This window comes from Streptomyces sp. NPDC058284 (assembly GCF_042881135.1).
In the GTDB taxonomy this organism is placed as follows: Bacteria; Actinomycetota; Actinomycetes; order Streptomycetales; family Streptomycetaceae; genus Streptomyces.
In genome coordinates, this window is record NZ_JBHVYE010000001.1 from 107,457 (window position 1) to 124,046 (window position 16,590).

Below are 16,590 nucleotides of genomic sequence, written 5' to 3' on the forward strand. Positions count from 1 at the left end.
TCTTCTTCGCGTACGCGAGGGCGGCGGAGGCAGGAGAGCCAGGAGACAGGTCAGGCGGAGACGCGACGGCTCGACGGGCTCCGCGCCATGTCCGGATCACCCGGCACCGGCTCCCCCGGGTCGTCCCCGAGGGCCACCGCCCGATTGGCTTCGTCGACATGGACGACCCTCGGCCGCAGCGCCCGCGCCTCGGCGTCCTCGACCTGGGCATAGCTGATGATGATCACCTTATCGCCGGGGTGTACGAGGTGTGCGGCGGCTCCGTTGATGCCGATGACACCGCTGCCGCGCTCCCCCTCGATGGTGTACGTCTCCAGGCGGGCGCCATTGGTGACGTCGACGATGTGGACGAGCTCGCCGGGCAGCAGATCGGCGGCGTCGAGAAGATCCGCGTCGATGGTGACGGACCCTACGTAGTGCAGGTCGGCTTGGGTCACCGTGGCGCGATGAATCTTGGACTTGAACATGGTGCGCAGCATTGAGGCACTCCTGGACATAGGCTCCCTGCCTGCGTTTTTGCAGGTCAAGGGCTGTTTACCTACCTTACAACGAGTCGCAAGTCCGGGCAGCCTTCCCCAGGCTTTTCAGGAGTCAAGCTGACCACTTGCTGGCACCCCCCGGGTCGGAAGTATGGTGACGGGCGCCAGTCCTGGGTGCACGCCGCCACTGAGAGTCAGCCCATCGACTCTCAGTGGCGGGGTCAGGGTTCAACCGTCACGTCCCGAGACCGCGCCATGCGGCCTGGTGGCATGATGAGGCGGGCACCTGGTGGGGCAAGGTCACGGTGTTCCGTTGGCGCCGCTCGCGCAGGGGCTGCCCGCGCCGAACGTTCCGCCGGCTCCACCGGTCCCGCCGTGGAAGAGCGTGCCCCCCGTGGCGTTGCCGCCGGCGCCACCGATCCCGCAGGTGCCATCAACGCTGGCACCCGACTTCACACCGCCGTTGCCGCCGGTGCCGCCGTTGCCACCCGAGTTGACCATCCCTCCAGAACTCACGCCACCGGCCCCGCCGATGCCCGCGGCACCACCGGGGTAGGCCCCGCCGGAGCTGCCGTTGCCGCCCATTCCGGCATTACCGCCCTTTCCTCCGTTGCCGAAGGTGTTGGTGCCGCCCGCGCCGCCGTTACCGCCCGTGCCGCCGCCGTGGCCGATGCCGCCATTGCCGGCGTTGCCGCCCGCGCCACCGGTCGATCCACCGACGCCACCCAGGCCGCCTTTGCCGCCGGCTCCGGCACTGGCACCGGAGTTCCCGCCGGCACCTCCGATGCCGCCCGCACTGACGTTGGTGCCCGCACCGCCCGCACCACCCGCGCCACCCGCGCCGTTGAGGCCGCCGGTGGCACCGGTGCCACCGTTACCGCCCGCCGCACCGCTGGAGCCGCCAGTGCCACCAGTGGCACCTGCACCGCCGGATCCGCTGCCCACGCCGATCCCGCCATTGCCGCCCGCACCGCCGACCCCGGTGGCGAAGCCGTTTCCGCCGGGGCCGCCGGCACCGCCCGCGCAGTTACCCGTTCCGGTCGCAGCACCGCCCGTGGTACCAGGGAAACCCGCGGGGTGGGCGGCGCTGCCGTTGGCACCCGCAACACCCGCAGTGCCTGCGGTACAGGCCAGGGCAGAGGCCTCGGCAGGGGTGCCAAGGAAGAGTGCCGCGCCGGCGAAGAGACTCGGGAGGGCGAGGAGAGCGGTGGTCTGTTTCCTGTTCACGGTGTGTTCCTCTGGCTCGGGTGAAGCAAGGGTCGATCCGAGGCGCGAAATCAGGCTGGCACGACACCCAAAAAGGAGTAATTTCCCTCGAACACTTTTCCGTGCCGCACGCCGTGCGGCCGTCCGAGAATTACGCGCTACTTCCATACGACACGCATGTCCAGATATTTGTAATGGAACAGGGCGCCCGATTTCCTTCGACAATCACCCGATGGAGCGGTACGCCAACTGCAGGAGAAAAAGTCCCCTTGAAATTTCGTTTACAGATATTCACTGTTGCGCTACCCGGCGTGCACAGAGATGGCCGAATCCACGCGGGTCCCGGCATATGCGGCCCCCGTCTTTGACGGGAAAGCATAGTCCTCGTACATCCCAGACGCAATTACGCCCAAAAATGCCAGGGATTAGGGCCGGGCCATCGACATCAGCAGCGAAATCCAGCCGTCCGTTTCGGGCGCCCGCCAACTTGGAAGCGGGTTGCCGAAGCAAGACCCTTCCGGCGAACGCCGGATGCCTTCACCGCGCTTGTCACAGTGACGTCCGAGCGAAAGGAGGCGTCGATGCTGTCGATGACACTTAGCCGGAGCCGGAGCCGGTGGTCTTGACGCCGGGTGCGGTCGGGATGCGGCTGGTCCCGGACCGCGTCGACGGAATGGGTCCGGCTGGTCCACCGACTGTGAGCGCGGCGCGCCCGGGCGCACGAGGGCCTGATGGCTCACACAGACGGTGGGGGTGGTCTCGGACCGGAGAAGGCGGACAACACGCCGACGGCGCCCACCACGGAGATCAGGACGAGCAGGAGGGCCAACGCGTTCTGCACCGCCGTGTGGCCGCTGAGTCTGTCCATGAAGTTCGCGGCGGACAACTCCTCCGTATCCTCCCCTTCCTCGGCCGCAACGACATGCGCATAGCGGCCGATGCGGTCGGGCAGCGCACTGATCCGATGCGACGAGGACTCTTCGAAGAAGGGTCCGTAGCCGGGCGTCTCACCGCTGGCGCGAACCTCCCGCTGGCGGCAGACATGGGTGTCGTTGTTTTCGAGCGTCCAAAGGAACGGTGGACAGAACGTGAGCATGAACCCGGCCAGGAGGGTTCCGATGGCGGCCCACCGTTCGTCGACCGACGCAGGCACATGCGCCAGCACGGTCTGCGGCAGCCAACCGAGGGCCAGCCAGAGGATGATGAGGAGGAAGGCGTCCTGCGCCACCCCTTTGACGGGTGGGTAGTCCGTCCGGTATCGGCGACCTCCTGCTCGGTAGAAGGCCGCGGCCGCGGCGACCATGAGCAGGAGCACTGCCAGCGCACAGCAGGCCCAGGCGAGCAGTGACCAACCGACATTGGCCGGCCGCCCGGCAGGCCGGACCAGACCGGACATGGACCAGTAGGTGATGAGCCCCGTCGCGGCGGTGACCGAGACAAGGGCCGCCGTCGACGCCTTCGTCAGCCGCGTGGCGTGCAGCCATGCCCCGTTGCCCGCGATGCCCTCCGCGGCGAACAACATCATCACGAGAGCCTGGAGGAGAGCCAGGATGTTCACCGCACCCTCGCGCACCAGCGCCACGAGCACGACGATGCAGATGACTGTCGCGCCACCGGCGCAGATCCACGCCGACCCTGCGGAGCGGTCGGGAGTAGCGGAGGCTGACGCGTCTGCCGTCGCCCAGGCGATGACGACGCTTCTGCCCGTGGCCAGCACCCCAGCGGCAGCGACTCCTCCCACGCTCAGCAGGATCTCCCAGGGGACCTGGGCCGAACCCGGGCTCCACTTCAGGGACGGGGCCAGGGCGATCGTGAGCACCAGGATGGCCGAGAACGCCGCGACACTGTAGCTCGCCATCCGCGTCCACACTCTGGTGGCCGCCCGTCGCTGCTCCCTGCTGGGCCGACCGTCGGGCGAACGGCGCGTCGAGTCTCCCTCCACGGCCATGAGGTCGACATAGTCGGCTTTGAAGTACTGGAAGAGGACTCCGCCCAGAACGGCACCGGCGATGGTGAGGATGAAGCCGCCGGTGATGTACTCGTCCGTCCTCCCGACAAGGGTCGTCGCGAACAGGGAGGCGACCAGGAGACAGGTCGAGATGCCGACCGACACCCCGTACTCAGCGGTCAGGGGAGACTGCCCGGGCATGCTGAGCACGTTGCCTCGCAGCCAGCGTAAGGACGCTGCGCAGGCGACCGCCAGGACCGGTGATGTCAGGGTGATCCAGAGATGGTCCGGGCGTGCGGCGGAGACGTACACGGTGACGGCGCCGAACAGGCCGCACACCCCCAGTGCTTCCACCACCGACAGAGAGCCGCCCCGTCTCGTCGTCGCCGCCAGCCCGAGGCCGGATGCCGTCACACTGGTCAGGGCGGCGTAGACAAGGCTGTTCATGTGGGGGTGTGCGTCGACGAAGACCACGGTGAACAGCACCAGCACCGAAGAGACGGCGAGGGTGCTGAGGTAGGCGAGATGGCGCCATACCCGCAGTCGTACCAATGTCGCTGCCACAAGAACTGCGCCGATGGTCACAGCGACGAGGGAGGCCCGCCCACCGACGGTGTCGCCCGCACGTTCCGCGTCCGCAACGGCCAGCCATGCGTAACTCGCCATGCAGGCACATGCCACGCACGCCCACGACGAGGTCAACGTCTTCTGGACGTCTGTCGCGTCGGCGGCGCGCAGATGCTTCACCGCGTCAGTGCCCAGCCCTGCGAAGCAGCAACACGCGGAAACCAGGAACGCCGCGTGCCAGATTCCGACGGCGTTCAGATCTCCGGCTCTTGGGATCGTCCAGTTCAACACCGGATGCTCGTCCCGCACCCAAGCCACGATCACCGCGGCGCCCACGGCCGCCCCCGACAGGGCACCGATGACGACAGCGCGCCACCGATGGGGCGGCGTGTACTGCGTGGCCAGCCGCCGCGTCGAGACGCGCAGACACAGCGCCAACAACGGCAGAAGGAGACCGTCACCCCACGTCGCACTTCGGAAATCGAACAACCCTGGAAGAGCAGACGTGTACGTTCCACTTGCCCAGAAGACCAATAGTGTTCCGTATCCAAGGACCAGAACAGCAAGAGGCCATGCCAAGATGCGTAATCTGGCCATCGGACCCCCGTACGAATTCATGCGAGCCCCACCAGATGGTGCGGTCGCCGATTTCAGTTGAAGGGTACCGCTGCCAGGTTCGACTGATAAGTCGTCGCGGCGCACACTTGGTCTCCCTTCCTGCGAGAAGCGGGCGGTCGCGGAATCACCCCAGCGACCGGCGCGCTACTCGGCGTCAACTGGCGGGGGGGGGCCGCGGTGATCCTGTAGGAGGTCTAAGCCAACAGACCGCCTGAGTAGCCACAACTGACCTTGCATTTCGTCAGTAAGAGTGTCACCGGCCGCGTTTCAGCATCAGAATATCGCCCGCACCGCCCGCCTCGCACATAGTGGGCACACATAAAACTACAGGCCAGTAGCCCTTTGCGGCCGGCTCACGGATCGGGATGCGCTCCAACATGACGGGTCATCCGAAACAGCTCCAGCAACGGCACCCCGAGGGGCGAGTCGACGGATGGGTACCGCTACGGCATAGCGGATGGCCTCAACTCCGGTGAGCACGCATCGGACGCGAGGGCGTCGGGCCCGACCTCATGATCGCTGCCGACAGACCCGCGACTGCAGACAGCTCCCCCTGATGAGGAGAGTTGGTCCGCCTTCCTCCCCCACCGCGACGACTGCGCAAGCCTACGCAGCGCCCACAGTGACGGTGCCCATGATCACCGTCCCTGTGGGCACCACGGTTCACCTGCGATATGTGACCGGGCTGTCGTGCACGTCCTGCAGCTGGCCACTTGGCGGCTATCCAGGCCAGGTGTGAAGGACTAGCGTGTGTCGTGCGGCCCCGGCCCCCGGCAGCGCAACGGCTCTCAGCTGTCTCGCTCCTTGGAGCGCGCCCCTTCCCAAGGCCGGATTCCTGCATACACGGCCGTGCCCCCACCAAGGGTGCACGCGAGAGTGAACTGCTTCGACCTTCCGACGCCGTCTACGCATGGCGCGGGGCAGCGCGCAGCTGTCCGCGCCTCCTTTCGGGCCGTCCATTGCGCTGTGGCTGCCACACGGGCCTGAGCTGCGGGAGGTATCGGCATTCCTTGCCTCATGTGGACGGTGCCCAGCGAGTCGGCTCTGGACCGCTGCGAACAAGTACTCAAGGGCAGAAACGCCCACATCAGCACGGAGAAGGCCGGTGGCCTGATTCTCCGTCCGCCGGCCCTTCAGTCGTCGCGGCAAGGCTCGTCATCACTCTGGAAGGCAGGTCGGAATGGGTACTCAAGACAGTGGACGGCGAAGGATCGTGGTTGGGGTTGACGGCTCGCCTCCCTCCCAAGCGGCGTTGCGGTGGGCGGTGCGTCAGGCGCGGATGACGTCCAGCGTCGTTGAGGCTCTGATCGCCTGGGACTACCCGACGACTGCCGGGTGGCCGGCGCTGCCGCTCCCCGATGACTTCGAGAGTACCTTCGGCAAAACCTTGTCGGAGGCGGTGGCGCGGGCCACGAAGGATGAGCCAGGTGTCGAGATCCGTCAGGCCGTGATCGACGGAAATGCGGCCAAGGCTCTGATTGCGGCAGCGCAGGGAGCTGACCTGCTCGTGGTGGGCAACCGCGGCCACGGGGCCTTCACGCAGGCGTTGCTCGGTTCGGTGAGCCAGCACTGCGTGCATCTGGCCACCTGCCCCGTGGTCGTCGTCCGAGTCTGATCCAGGCCAGCCACGTCCCGCCGGGCGTTCCCACACGCCGCAGAACTCAGCGTGTATCCACGCGAAGCAGGGCCGAAGGGGGATTCGCCCTCTGAGCCACGATTTGAGCGTCTGTCCAAGGGGTGCCGTTCCAACCGGTAGCCGCTTTGTCCGGGTCCTCTTCCCGGCCATGGCGCCCCATGTAGTCCCTCGCCTCGCTCCACAGCCCTTCGCCCCATCCGACGACGTTCACGAGGTTCTTTCATGTCTCACGCCGAGCAGGAACACCGAACCAGCACCATGTCGTTGTCCGATGACGAACTGTGCGCGCTGGACGCTCACTGGCGGGCCGCCAACTACCTGGCTGTCGGCCAGATCTACCTGTTGGCCAATCCTCTGCTCACGCAGCCACTGCGGCCCGAACACATCAAGCCGCGCCAGCTCGGGCACTGGGGGACCTCTCCGGGGCTCAACCTGGTCCACACCCACCTCAACCGCCTGATCAAGAAGCGCGGTCAGGAAGCCTTGTGTATCTGGGGGCCGGGCCACGGCGGGCCCGCGGTCCTCGCCAACTCCTGGCTCGAGGGCAGCTACAGCCAGACCTATCCCGACGTGAGCCGGGACGCGACGGGCATGGAGCGGCTGTTCCGTCAGTTCTCCTTCCCCGGCGGAGTGCCGAGCCACGTGGCCCCGGAAACCCCGGGCTCCATCCATGAGGGCGGCGAACTCGGCTACGCACTGTCCCACGCCTATGGCGCCGCGCTCGACAACCCCGACCTCCTGGTCGCCTGTGTGATCGGCGACGGTGAAGCCGAGACCGGCCCGCTCGCCGCCTCCTGGCACTCCAACAAATTCCTCGATCCCGCCCACGACGGTGCGGTCCTTCCGATTCTGCACCTCAATGGCTACAAGATCGCCAATCCCACGGTCCTGTCCCGGATTCCGGAGGCGGAACTCGACGATCTGCTGCGGGGGTACGGTCACGCCCCTCTTCACGTCACGGGGCACGATCCGGTCCAGGTGCACCGGGACATGGCCCGGGCGATGGACACCGCCCTGGACCGCATCACCGAGATCTGGAGTGCGGCGCGTCAGGAGGGCGCGACCGGGCGGCCCGCGTGGCCCGTGATCGTGTTGCGCACACCCAAGGGCTGGACCGGGCCGGCGGAAGTCGACGGGCTGCCGGTGGAAGGCACCTGGCGCTCCCACCAGGTCCCGCTGACCGGGGTCCGCGACAGCGCGGAACATCTGGGACAACTGGAGGAGTGGATGCGCTCCTACCGGCCCGAAGAACTCTTCGACCAGCGGGGACGCCCCCGCGAGCAGGTTCTCGCCTGTGTTCCCGAGGGCGCGCGGCGTCTCGGCGCGACCCCGCACGCCAACGGTGGTCTGCTGTTGCGCGACCTTCCCGCAGTGCCCCTGGAGAGGTTCGCCGTCGCCGTCGACAAGCCCGGCGCGACCCTGCACGAGCCCACTCGGATCCTCGGTGACCTTCTCGAATCCGTCATGGCGGCCACGAGCGAGCGGCGGGACTTCCGCGTCGTCGGCCCTGACGAGACCGCCTCCAACCGCCTCCAGGCCGTGTACGCCGCCAGCGGCAAGGCCTGGCAGGCCGAAACGCTGGACAGCGACGAGGACCTCGACCGGCACGGCCGCGTCATGGAGATCCTGTCCGAACACACCTGCCAAGGCTGGCTGGAAGGCTATCTGCTCACCGGCCGGCACGGCTTGTTCTCCTGCTACGAGGCGTTCGTCCACATCGTCGACTCCATGGTCAACCAGCACATCAAGTGGCTGCGCACCTCCCGCCGCCTGCCCTGGCGCGCGCCCATCGCCTCCCTGAACTACCTCCTCACCTCGCACGTGTGGCGCCAGGACAGCAACGGCTTCTCCCACCAGGACCCCGGCTTCATCGACCACGTCCTCAACAAGTCGCCGGAGGTCGTACGGGTCTACTTGCCCCCGGACGCCAACACCCTCCTCGCGGTGGCCGACCACGTGTTGCACTCCCGTGACTACGTCAACGTCGTCGTGGCCGGGAAGCAGCCCTCCTTCGACTGGTTGACCTTGAGCCAGGCGCGTGCCCACTGCGCCCGCGGGGCGGGGATCTGGACCTGGGCCGGCACGGAGGACAACTCACGGGAGCCGGACGTGGTGCTCGCCGCGGCGGGCGACGTTCCCACCCAGGAGGTACTGGCCGCCGCGCAACTGCTCCGCCACCACCTTCCGGACCTGGCCGTGCGAGTCGTCAACGTCGTCGACCTCGCCCGCCTGCTGCCCGCCGAGGAGCACCCGCACGGCATGCCCGCCGCCCAGTACGACGCCCTGTTCACCCAGGACAAGCCGGTCATCTTCGCCTACCACGGCTACCCCTGGCTGATCCACCGCCTCACCTACCGCAGCGCCGGCCACGCCAACCTGCACGTCCGCGGTTACAAGGAAATCGGCACCACCACGACCCCCTTCGACATGGTGGTCCGCAACGACCTCGACCGCTACCGGCTGGTGATGGACGTCATCGACCGCGTGCCGGGCCTGGCCGTCCGCGCCGCCGGCGTGCGGCAGCAGATGGAGGACGTCCGGCTGCTGCACCACGCCTGGATCCGCGAACACGGCACCGACCTCCCCGAGGTCACCGACTGGACCTGGAGCGCCTGACGTGCCCCGGCCCACCCAGGGGCACACCACCATGACCACAAGCTCCGGCGGCTCCCGATGAGCGGCGGGCCGACCCGGTCGGCCATACCGTGCTCACTGATGAGCATGGAGGCCGTGGTACTCGACACCGACGGCGTCATCACCGACTCGGCGCGGGTGCACGCCACGGCGTGGAAGACGGCCTTCGACGTCTACCTGAACGAGCGACAGGCCGGTCAGCGCCCCTTCGACGCCCATGACGACTACCTGCGGTACGTCGACGGCAAGTCACGTCACGACGGCGCCCTTGCCTTCCTCGACTCCCGCGGGCTCGACCCCGCCGAGGACGACGTACTGGCCGTCACCGCCGACAAAGAGGCGCTGTTCACCAACCAGCTGCGCGAGCACGGCATCGACGCCTACCCCGGCACGATCCGGCTGCTGCACGTCCTGCGATCAGCCGGAATCCCCCGGGCCGCCGCGTCCGCGTCCCGGCACGCTCCAGAACTCCTCGATCACGCGGGTGTGCGGGACCTCTTCGACACCCTGGTCGACGGTGCCGAGGCCGCCCGCCTGAACCTGCCCGGCAAGCCCGACCCCGCCCTGTTTCTGGAGGCCGCCCGCCGCCTCGGTGTCCCCGCCGCCCGCACCGCCGTCGTCGAGGACGCCCTCGCGGGCGTCGAGGCCGGGCGGCGCGGCGGCTTCGGCCTGGTCATCGGCGTGGACCGGGCCCGCACCCCGGCCACCCGCGCCGCGCTCCTGGACCACGGCGCGGACATCGTGGTCGACGACCTCGCCGACCTGCTCGTATCGGAGGACTGAGCATGCTCGACGAGACCGGCTCGACCGGATTTCCCGACCTCACCGACTGGATCTGGGAGTACGAGGGCTACGACCCCGCCCAGGAACGGCTCCGTGAGTCGCTGTGCACCCTGGGCAACGGATATCTCGCCACGCGCGGCGCCGCCCCTGAATGCGCCGCCGACTCCGTCCACTACCCGGGCACGTACGCGGCCGGCTGCTACAACCGGCTGACGTCCGAGGTCGCCGGGCGGCAGACCGAGAACGAAGAGATGGTCAATCTGCCCAACTGGCTGCCACTGCGCTTCCGCACCAGCCCGGGCGAGTGGCTGTCCCCGGACACCCACAAACTGCTCGACCACCGCCAGAGCCTCGATCTGCGCTCCGGCACGCTCACCCGCACCCTGCGCTACGAAGACGGCACCGGCCGCCGCCTCGCCGTACGCCAGCTACGCCTCGTACACATGGCCGATCCTCATCTGGGGCTCCTGCGCACCGAGTTCACCGCGGAAGGCTGGTCCGGGCCGTTCGACGTGGAGGCGGCGCTCGACGGGACCGTCACCAACTCCGGCGTCGAACGCTACCGACTGCTGGCCGCCCACCACCTCACCCACACCCACACCGGAACCTCAGGCGACAACGACACCATGTGGCTGCGCTGCCGCACCGCCACCTCCGACATCCGGATCGGGCTTGCCGCCCGCACCACGGCCGACGTCCCGGCGGACACGGCCGTCGAACACGACACCGGGCGAGCGGTGCAACGACTGAGGTTCTCGCTCACCGACGGTCAGACCGTGACCGTCGACAAGACCGTCGCACTGCACACCTCCCGCGACCCCGCGATCAGCGACCCGCTGCACGCCGCTGTCGACCGGGTGCACCGAGCGCCCGACGCCACCGCCCTGCTGACCTCCCACCGAACGGCCTGGCGGCAGCTGTGGCGCAACGCCGAACTGGACGTCCCCCAAAGCGCGGGGCCGGTACTGCGGCTGCACCTCTTCCACGTACTGCAGACCCTCTCCCCGCACACAGCCGACCTGGACGTGGGCGTACCGGCCCGGGGACTGCACGGCGAGGCCTACCGGGGCCATGTCTTCTGGGACGAACTGTTCGTCCTGCCCTACCTCAACCTGCACTTCCCCGAGGTTTCCCGCGCCCTGCTCACCTACCGCCACCGCCGCCTGGAGCAGGCCTGCCTCGCCGCTCGCGATGCCGGCCACAACGGCGCCATGTACCCGTGGCAGAGCGGCAGCGACGGCCGCGAGGAGACCCAGCACCTGCACCTCAATCCGCGTTCGGGCCGCTGGCTGCCCGACCACTCCGGCCTCCAGCACCACGTCGGCTCGGCCATCGCCTACAACGTGTGGCAGTACTGCGAGGCCAGCGGCGACACCGGGTTCCTGCACACCAAAGGCGCCGAGATGCTGGCACAGATCGCCCGGTTCTGGGCCGGGCTCGCCACATACGACCAGACAGTCGGCCGCTATCGGATCCGCGGGGTGGTCGGCCCCGACGAATACCACGAGGCCTACCCGGGAGCCGCACACCCGGGCCTCGACGACAACGCGTATACGAACGTCACCGCGGCCTGGGTCCTGTCCCGCACCCTCGACCTGCTCCGCGGCCTGCCCGAACCACGTCGGCGCGACCTCTACGAGCGCATCGCCCTCTCCCCCGGTGAACTCGACGCCTGGGAGGAGATCTCGAAGAAGCTGCACGTGCCGTTCCATGACGGAGTGATCAGCCAGTTCGAGGGGTACGGCGAGCTGGCCGAGCTCGACTGGGCGGCATACCGGGCCCGTTATGGTGACATCCGCCGCCTGGACCGGATCCTTGAGGCCGAGAACGACAGCGTCAATCACTACCAGGCGTCCAAACAGGCTGACGTCCTGATGCTCGGCTACCTTTTCGCCCCGACCGAACTCCGCGGCCTGTTCACGCAGTTGGGGTACATGCTCGACGACGCCACATGGCAGCGCACCGTCGACTACTACCTGGCCCGGACCAGCCACGGATCCACCCTCAGCAGCCTCGTCCACGGCTGGATTCTGGCCCGCGCCCGCCGCTCCGACGCCTGGACCTACGTGCAGGAGGCGCTGGCCGGGGACATCGCCGATGTACAGGGCGGTACCACGGGCGAGGGCATCCACCTCGGCGCCATGGCGGGCACGCTGGACCTGATCCAGCGAGGCCTGACCGGCCTCGATACCCGCGACGGGACGCTGCACCTCGACCCCGCACCGCTGCCCGAACTGTCCGAATACAGCTTCGCGATCCGCTACCGGGGGCACTGGGGCGTCCGGTTGCGACTCGGCGCCGGACAACTGCGGGTCACCGTCCCGAAGTCGGACCGAGACCCGATCGACATCGCGCTCCCCCATCGCACTGTGTCAGTCGAGCCCGGGGACTCCTGCACCCTCCTCCTCGCCGACCAGCCATGAGCATGTGCATCTCTCCGCATGACCAATCGAAGGAAGTCACACCATGCGCACCATGCGCGCAACCACTGCAAGGACCTTCCTGATCGCCACGATCGCCGTAGCCGGCCTTACCCTGACGCCCGCTCTCGCCTCCGCCCAGCCGGGTACGGGCAGCGCCCGGGCTCACAGCGTCACCGGGGCTCCCGGCAGTAACGGGGCCAACGGCGTTGGGGTCCTCGGTGGTATCGGTGGGCTCGGCGGCACCGGTGGCACCGCGGGCGCCAATGGCAATGGAGGCAACGGAGGGACCGGAGGCAATGCCAGCGGCGTCGCGAGCGTCGGCGGCCTGGGCGGCACGGGCGGGGCGGGCGGAGCCAACGGCAACGGCGGCAACGGCGGCTCCGGCGGCGAGGCCCAGCTCGGCGGTACCGGCGGCAAGGGCGGCGTGGGCGGCGTCGGCAATGCCGGGGCCGGAATCAACGGCGGCAAGGGCGGCAACGGCGGTGCCGCCATCCTCAGCGGCGGCCACACAGGCGGCACGGGCGGCGCAGGCGGCGCGGCCAGCCCGGTGTGCCCGGGTAAGCCCGGCGGCAACGGAACCGCTGCCACGATGTTCGCGAACGGCACCACCGGCGCGACAGGCGCCGCAGGCAAGACCACTCTGCCCTGTTGAACATCCCGGTGAGCCCGGTGAGCGGGTCGCAGCGGGAAGAGGAGAACCCTCAGAACTTGCCGATCACCTGGGAGTTGCCGGGGGCGGAACTCGTTGATGCCATATGCGCATCCTGGACGAGACTGGCGGCGCCGGAGCGGCCATCGGGCTCCAGCGCAGGAGTACGGTGGCTGCACCAGGGGCACTTCGTACTCCTGCATCCACGCGGGTCTCGTCCTCGGTGAACAACGGCAACGGGGACGACCACCGTGTCGCTCCGAAGACGGGTTCGCATCATGACTGCGACCACCACCCTCAGCCGCACCACCCGCACCACCCGCACCACCCGCCCTGTGCCTCCCGCCGCCCGGGTGGCCCTGCGGTCCCCGACGGGCCGCGGGCTGCTCGACGGCGCCTGGTGGCCCCGTTCTCGCGACCTGACCGCTGAACTTCCCGCTCTGGCGGACGTACTCGACCCACTGTGGGGCCGCATCACCCGCATCGCCGTCAACCCCATGCTCTGGCCCGTCGTCCCGCGCAAGGTGACCCTCCACGGCCACGTACTCAGGATCGGTTGGTTCACCCCCGAACTGGATCCGCACAAAGTGCTGTTGCTGTCCTATGGGACCGGCCGTTGGGACCTCTTGGTGATCCCGCCCGAAACGGATCCCGCGAGCGCCACCCGGCTCATGGCCGCCGCCGGCGACCCGGGCGGACCTCCGCTGACCGCCACCGCTCTCGTCGCCGCCGACATCGGTCCCACGGCCGTGGGGCGGTGACCATCGTCGACACCGCACTCACCGCAATCGCCTTCCTGTTCCTGATCGCCACCCACGCATACGCGATCCACCGCCTCAACGCACAGCACGCCGAAAGGATCGCCTTGCGCACCTACAGCCGCACGGTCTCCCCGGCGGATCGGCACGACCATCGCAACGGGGGCCGCGGCCGGTTCCCCGCGCGCCGCCGCCGCGACCGCACCTCGCACAAGCGACCCCGCTGACCCAGGCCTCGCCAAAGACGACCGTTTGACGGGAACGGGGTCGGTCAGTCGTGGGTCGCCCTGGCCTCGGCGGCTTCTTCAGGCAGCGGTTCCTCCCGGCCGGGTACCACCACGGGCCGGCCTCTCATTACCCCGGACGTAATCGACCACCGCGCGACCGAGCGGCAGGCTTGAGTCATCGCCCCGCAAGAAGAGACTCACCTCACAGGAGGCTGACCCGCCATGACCGCACACGACACCATCGCGTACGAGACCGCCGTCGCCCGCTACTTCGAGGCCTGGAACGCGGAGGGCACCGAGAACGTCATCAAGGCCGTGGCCGCCGCCTGGACGGAGGACGGCAGCTACACGGACCCGCTGGCCGACGTCTCCGGACACGAGGGTGTCGCCGCCGTGATCAACGGAGCCCACGAGCAGTTCCCCGGCTTCGAGTTCCGCAGGACCGGCACGGTCGACGGGCACCACGACATCGCGCGCTTCACCTGGGAACTCGTGTCGCCCGTGGACGGGTCCGCGCCCGTAGCCGGGTTCGACGTGATCGCCCTGGCCGACGACGGCCGGATCCGTACCGTGCACGGGTTCCTGGACCGCGTGCCTACGGCCTGAACGAAGTTCGCCCTACGAACCGACACGGTTCGTAGGGCGAACCCGGAACGAGGCCGATGTCACCGTGGTACCGCGGGCACGGCAGCTCTGCGATGGGCCCTGGGCTCCTCTGCAACATCTCTGCGATGGTCGATATGAAGCGGGGCAGGCCATCGGATTCTACGGGCGGCCGCCCCTCCCGGTGCTGCAAGTCGCGTGGCCCGACGCCGAGGGCCGATTGAGGCCGGGAAGCGGCGAGCTGGCACGTCTCCGCCGTTGTGGTCCGCGTCTCACGTGCTCCGGTCGGATTCGCCTCTGGCCTCAGTGATCGAGTTCAGCGACAGAGTTCCATGATGGAGTCGTCGAAGTCTGGGAATTCTTGTGTGGCCTGCTGGAGCACGGCAGATGCCCGCGCGCGGTGGTCCGGAGCGCATTCTTCCGCGATCGTCGTCAGTTCACGATTGCAGTGTGGAACCCAGTTGGGCTCGTACGAGGTGACTGCCTCACAGGGGCCGAAGCCGTCGGCCAACAGCCACAGGAAAGCGCCCAGGTTGCGCGCGACGACGCCGGTCTCTCCTTCGGAGCCGAAGAAGACGACAGGCTGCTCGACCAGTTCCCGGCCTGGGCGGACCAGCCAGAGGGCGGCGTAGCCGCCGGTGCCATCCTGGCCGAACACACGGAAGTCGTCGCCATTCAGTTCGCCGTTGCCGGTCCACGCTCGGAGCCAGTCGGTTGTCTCATCGGCGGGCAGGAAGGCCGCGAAGGGTTCGAAGTCGACACCGTCACCGTCGGCGTAGTCGTACTGGACCGCCATGGCGGCGGCGAGCGCGGCAGGAAATTGGCGGTCTTGGTTCGGTGTCACGCGAACAGGGTGGCATGGCCGGAATCTTGAGGAGCCACCAGGTCGTGACATAAGGCCCGCCCTCCAGTGGCTGGAAGGAGCGACGACAACCCATCCGCGAACCCGTAAGTTCCGCCCCACGCGGCGATACCGGCGACTCCGGCGATATGCCTCTCTGTCCGAACCCCACACGGTCCGCCCTCGGCGAGCCGCAGCGGCCGATGTCACGTGTTCGTGCGTCGTATCCCCAGCCGCGGAGTGAGCGTGAGGCACAGGCCCGCGACGGCCCGGTCGGGTGTCGTGGGCCAGGGGGTCATGGCGCTGGTGCCGTGGCCGCCGAGGCCCACCGGTGTCGGTGGCCGGGCAACGGTTCGCGGAGCTTGTCGAACAGGTGGGTCGAGCCGTCGTCACGGGCGTCGCGGAGATCCTCGATGCCGCTGACGATGTGCAGGAACGACTCGTGCAGGCGCAGGCCCCGCTGATCGCGGTGGCTGAGTGTCTGGGCGCGCCGGAAGTGGGCGTCGCGGCCCTCGTGGATGTCGTAGAACGCGCCGACCAGGATGAGCAGTCGTTCGTACGCGTGCCGGTAGGCGCCCTGGTAGAAGGTGCGCGCCTCGTCCTCACCCACTTCCACCCGCTGGATTGCGGCGAGGGTCGCGGCGGCGAGCATGCCGCTGTACATCGCCAGGTGGACCCCTGTGGAGAGCAGCGGGTCCAGGAAGCAGGCCGCGTCTCCGGCCAAGAGGTATCCCGGCCCGGAGAACCGGTCGGCAACGTAGGAGTAGTCGCTCTCCACCTTCAGCGGCGGGGCGAACTCGGCGTCCGCCAGCATGCGTTGCAGCGCCGGGCAGCGGCGTATCCGGTCCGCGTACAGCGCTTCGACGCTCCCGAGTGCGGCCCGGCCGGTGCCGAAGGAGACCTTGTCGGTCACCAGGCCCACGCTCAGTGTTCCGTCGTGCAGCGGGATCGCCCAGAACCAGCCGTCCTCCGGCAGGGACAGTACACAAATGGCGCCTTCGGGAGCCTCCTCGACCGGCGTCGCGCCCCGCCAGTACCCCCAGGTGGCGACGTTACGGAAGGCGTCGTGGAACCGTCTGTCGCGCAGCTGGCGGGCGGCGAGCACCCCTGCCCGGCCGGAAGCGTCCACCACATGCTGGAAGCGGGTCTCTCCTCGCGCTCCGTCCGCGGCCTCCCAGAGGGCTGACACCGTCCGTCCCGCGTCCATCGTGCCCCGGC

General features: G+C 68.7%; 13 protein-coding genes. 8 read left to right on the top strand and 5 right to left on the bottom strand.

The window, feature by feature from the left end:
* Positions 1 to 50: 50 nt before the first annotated feature.
* The 3 genes from panD to ACFVYR_RS00465 all read right to left on the bottom strand — a co-directional run bounded on the left by panD (position 51) and on the right by ACFVYR_RS00465 (position 4,689).
* Positions 51 to 479 carry an aspartate 1-decarboxylase gene (panD, locus tag ACFVYR_RS00455; RefSeq protein WP_384247002.1) on the bottom strand — a complete coding sequence of 143 codons (429 nt, stop codon included), beginning with the start codon at positions 477 to 479 and terminating at the stop codon, positions 51 to 53.
* Between the two features lie 300 nt (positions 480 to 779).
* Positions 780 to 1,706: a hypothetical protein gene (locus tag ACFVYR_RS00460; RefSeq protein WP_384247004.1), complete on the bottom strand. Its 927-nt coding sequence runs from the start codon at positions 1,704 to 1,706 to the stop codon at positions 780 to 782.
* Positions 1,707 to 2,421: 715 nt separating this feature from the next.
* Positions 2,422 to 4,689 carry a hypothetical protein gene (locus tag ACFVYR_RS00465; protein WP_384247007.1) on the bottom strand — a complete coding sequence of 756 codons (2,268 nt, stop codon included), beginning with the start codon at positions 4,687 to 4,689 and terminating at the stop codon, positions 2,422 to 2,424.
* 1,309 nt (positions 4,690 to 5,998) lie between these two features.
* Between ACFVYR_RS00465 and ACFVYR_RS00470 the strand changes: the two genes are divergently transcribed.
* From ACFVYR_RS00470 to ACFVYR_RS00505, 8 genes are all read left to right on the top strand, one after another.
* Entirely contained in the window at positions 5,999 to 6,433 is a 435-nt protein-coding gene (locus ACFVYR_RS00470) for a universal stress protein (protein WP_384247009.1), read from the top strand.
* A gap of 243 nt (positions 6,434 to 6,676) precedes the next feature.
* Complete coding sequence (locus ACFVYR_RS00475) at positions 6,677 to 9,070, top strand: phosphoketolase (RefSeq protein WP_384247011.1); 2,394 nt, start codon at positions 6,677 to 6,679, stop codon at positions 9,068 to 9,070.
* A 99-nt stretch (positions 9,071 to 9,169) separates the two neighbouring features.
* Positions 9,170 to 9,871, top strand: a complete 702-nt coding sequence (locus ACFVYR_RS00480; protein WP_384247014.1) for an HAD family hydrolase — start codon at positions 9,170 to 9,172, stop codon at positions 9,869 to 9,871.
* Between the two features lie 2 nt (positions 9,872 to 9,873).
* Positions 9,874 to 12,294, top strand: a complete 2,421-nt coding sequence (locus tag ACFVYR_RS00485; protein ID WP_384247015.1) for a glycoside hydrolase family 65 protein — start codon at positions 9,874 to 9,876, stop codon at positions 12,292 to 12,294.
* A gap of 43 nt (positions 12,295 to 12,337) precedes the next feature.
* The gene (locus ACFVYR_RS00490; protein WP_384247017.1) at positions 12,338 to 12,946 is read left to right on the top strand and encodes a hypothetical protein; all 609 of its coding nucleotides are present in this window, start codon (positions 12,338 to 12,340) and stop codon (positions 12,944 to 12,946) included.
* 275 nt (positions 12,947 to 13,221) lie between these two features.
* Positions 13,222 to 13,704, top strand: coding sequence for a DUF5994 family protein (locus ACFVYR_RS00495; protein WP_384247020.1), 483 nt, complete (start codon positions 13,222 to 13,224; stop codon positions 13,702 to 13,704).
* On the top strand, positions 13,701 to 13,928 hold the full coding sequence (locus ACFVYR_RS00500; RefSeq protein ID WP_384247022.1) for a hypothetical protein: 228 nt from the start codon (positions 13,701 to 13,703) through the stop codon (positions 13,926 to 13,928). The genes ACFVYR_RS00495 and ACFVYR_RS00500 overlap by 4 nt, the downstream gene beginning before the upstream one ends.
* A gap of 222 nt (positions 13,929 to 14,150) precedes the next feature.
* Complete coding sequence (locus ACFVYR_RS00505; RefSeq protein WP_384247024.1) at positions 14,151 to 14,534, top strand: nuclear transport factor 2 family protein; 384 nt, start codon at positions 14,151 to 14,153, stop codon at positions 14,532 to 14,534.
* Positions 14,535 to 14,847: 313 nt separating this feature from the next.
* Here ACFVYR_RS00505 and ACFVYR_RS00510 read toward each other — a convergent pair whose 3' ends face one another.
* Positions 14,848 to 15,375, bottom strand: a complete 528-nt coding sequence (locus tag ACFVYR_RS00510; protein WP_384247026.1) for an SMI1/KNR4 family protein — start codon at positions 15,373 to 15,375, stop codon at positions 14,848 to 14,850.
* Positions 15,376 to 15,667: 292 nt separating this feature from the next.
* Positions 15,668 to 16,561, bottom strand: coding sequence for an NAD(P)/FAD-dependent oxidoreductase (locus tag ACFVYR_RS00515; protein WP_384247028.1), 894 nt, complete (start codon positions 16,559 to 16,561; stop codon positions 15,668 to 15,670).
* Positions 16,562 to 16,590 lie beyond the last annotated feature (29 nt).

Bases quoted from the DNA above. Each gene is read 5' to 3' on its own strand.
- ACFVYR_RS00470 (WP_384247009.1), top strand. From the start codon at position 5,999: ATGGGTACTCAAGACAGTGGACGGCGAAGGATCGTGGTTGGGGTTGAC.
- panD (WP_384247002.1), bottom strand. From the start codon at position 479: ATGCTGCGCACCATGTTCAAGTCCAAGATTCATCGCGCCACGGTGACC.
- ACFVYR_RS00485 (WP_384247015.1), top strand. From the start codon at position 9,874: ATGCTCGACGAGACCGGCTCGACCGGATTTCCCGACCTCACCGACTGG.
- ACFVYR_RS00490 (WP_384247017.1), top strand. From the start codon at position 12,338: ATGCGCACCATGCGCGCAACCACTGCAAGGACCTTCCTGATCGCCACG.
- ACFVYR_RS00505 (WP_384247024.1), top strand. From the start codon at position 14,151: ATGACCGCACACGACACCATCGCGTACGAGACCGCCGTCGCCCGCTAC.
- ACFVYR_RS00480 (WP_384247014.1), top strand. From the start codon at position 9,170: ATGAGCATGGAGGCCGTGGTACTCGACACCGACGGCGTCATCACCGAC.
- ACFVYR_RS00475 (WP_384247011.1), top strand. From the start codon at position 6,677: ATGTCTCACGCCGAGCAGGAACACCGAACCAGCACCATGTCGTTGTCC.
- ACFVYR_RS00495 (WP_384247020.1), top strand. From the start codon at position 13,222: ATGACTGCGACCACCACCCTCAGCCGCACCACCCGCACCACCCGCACC.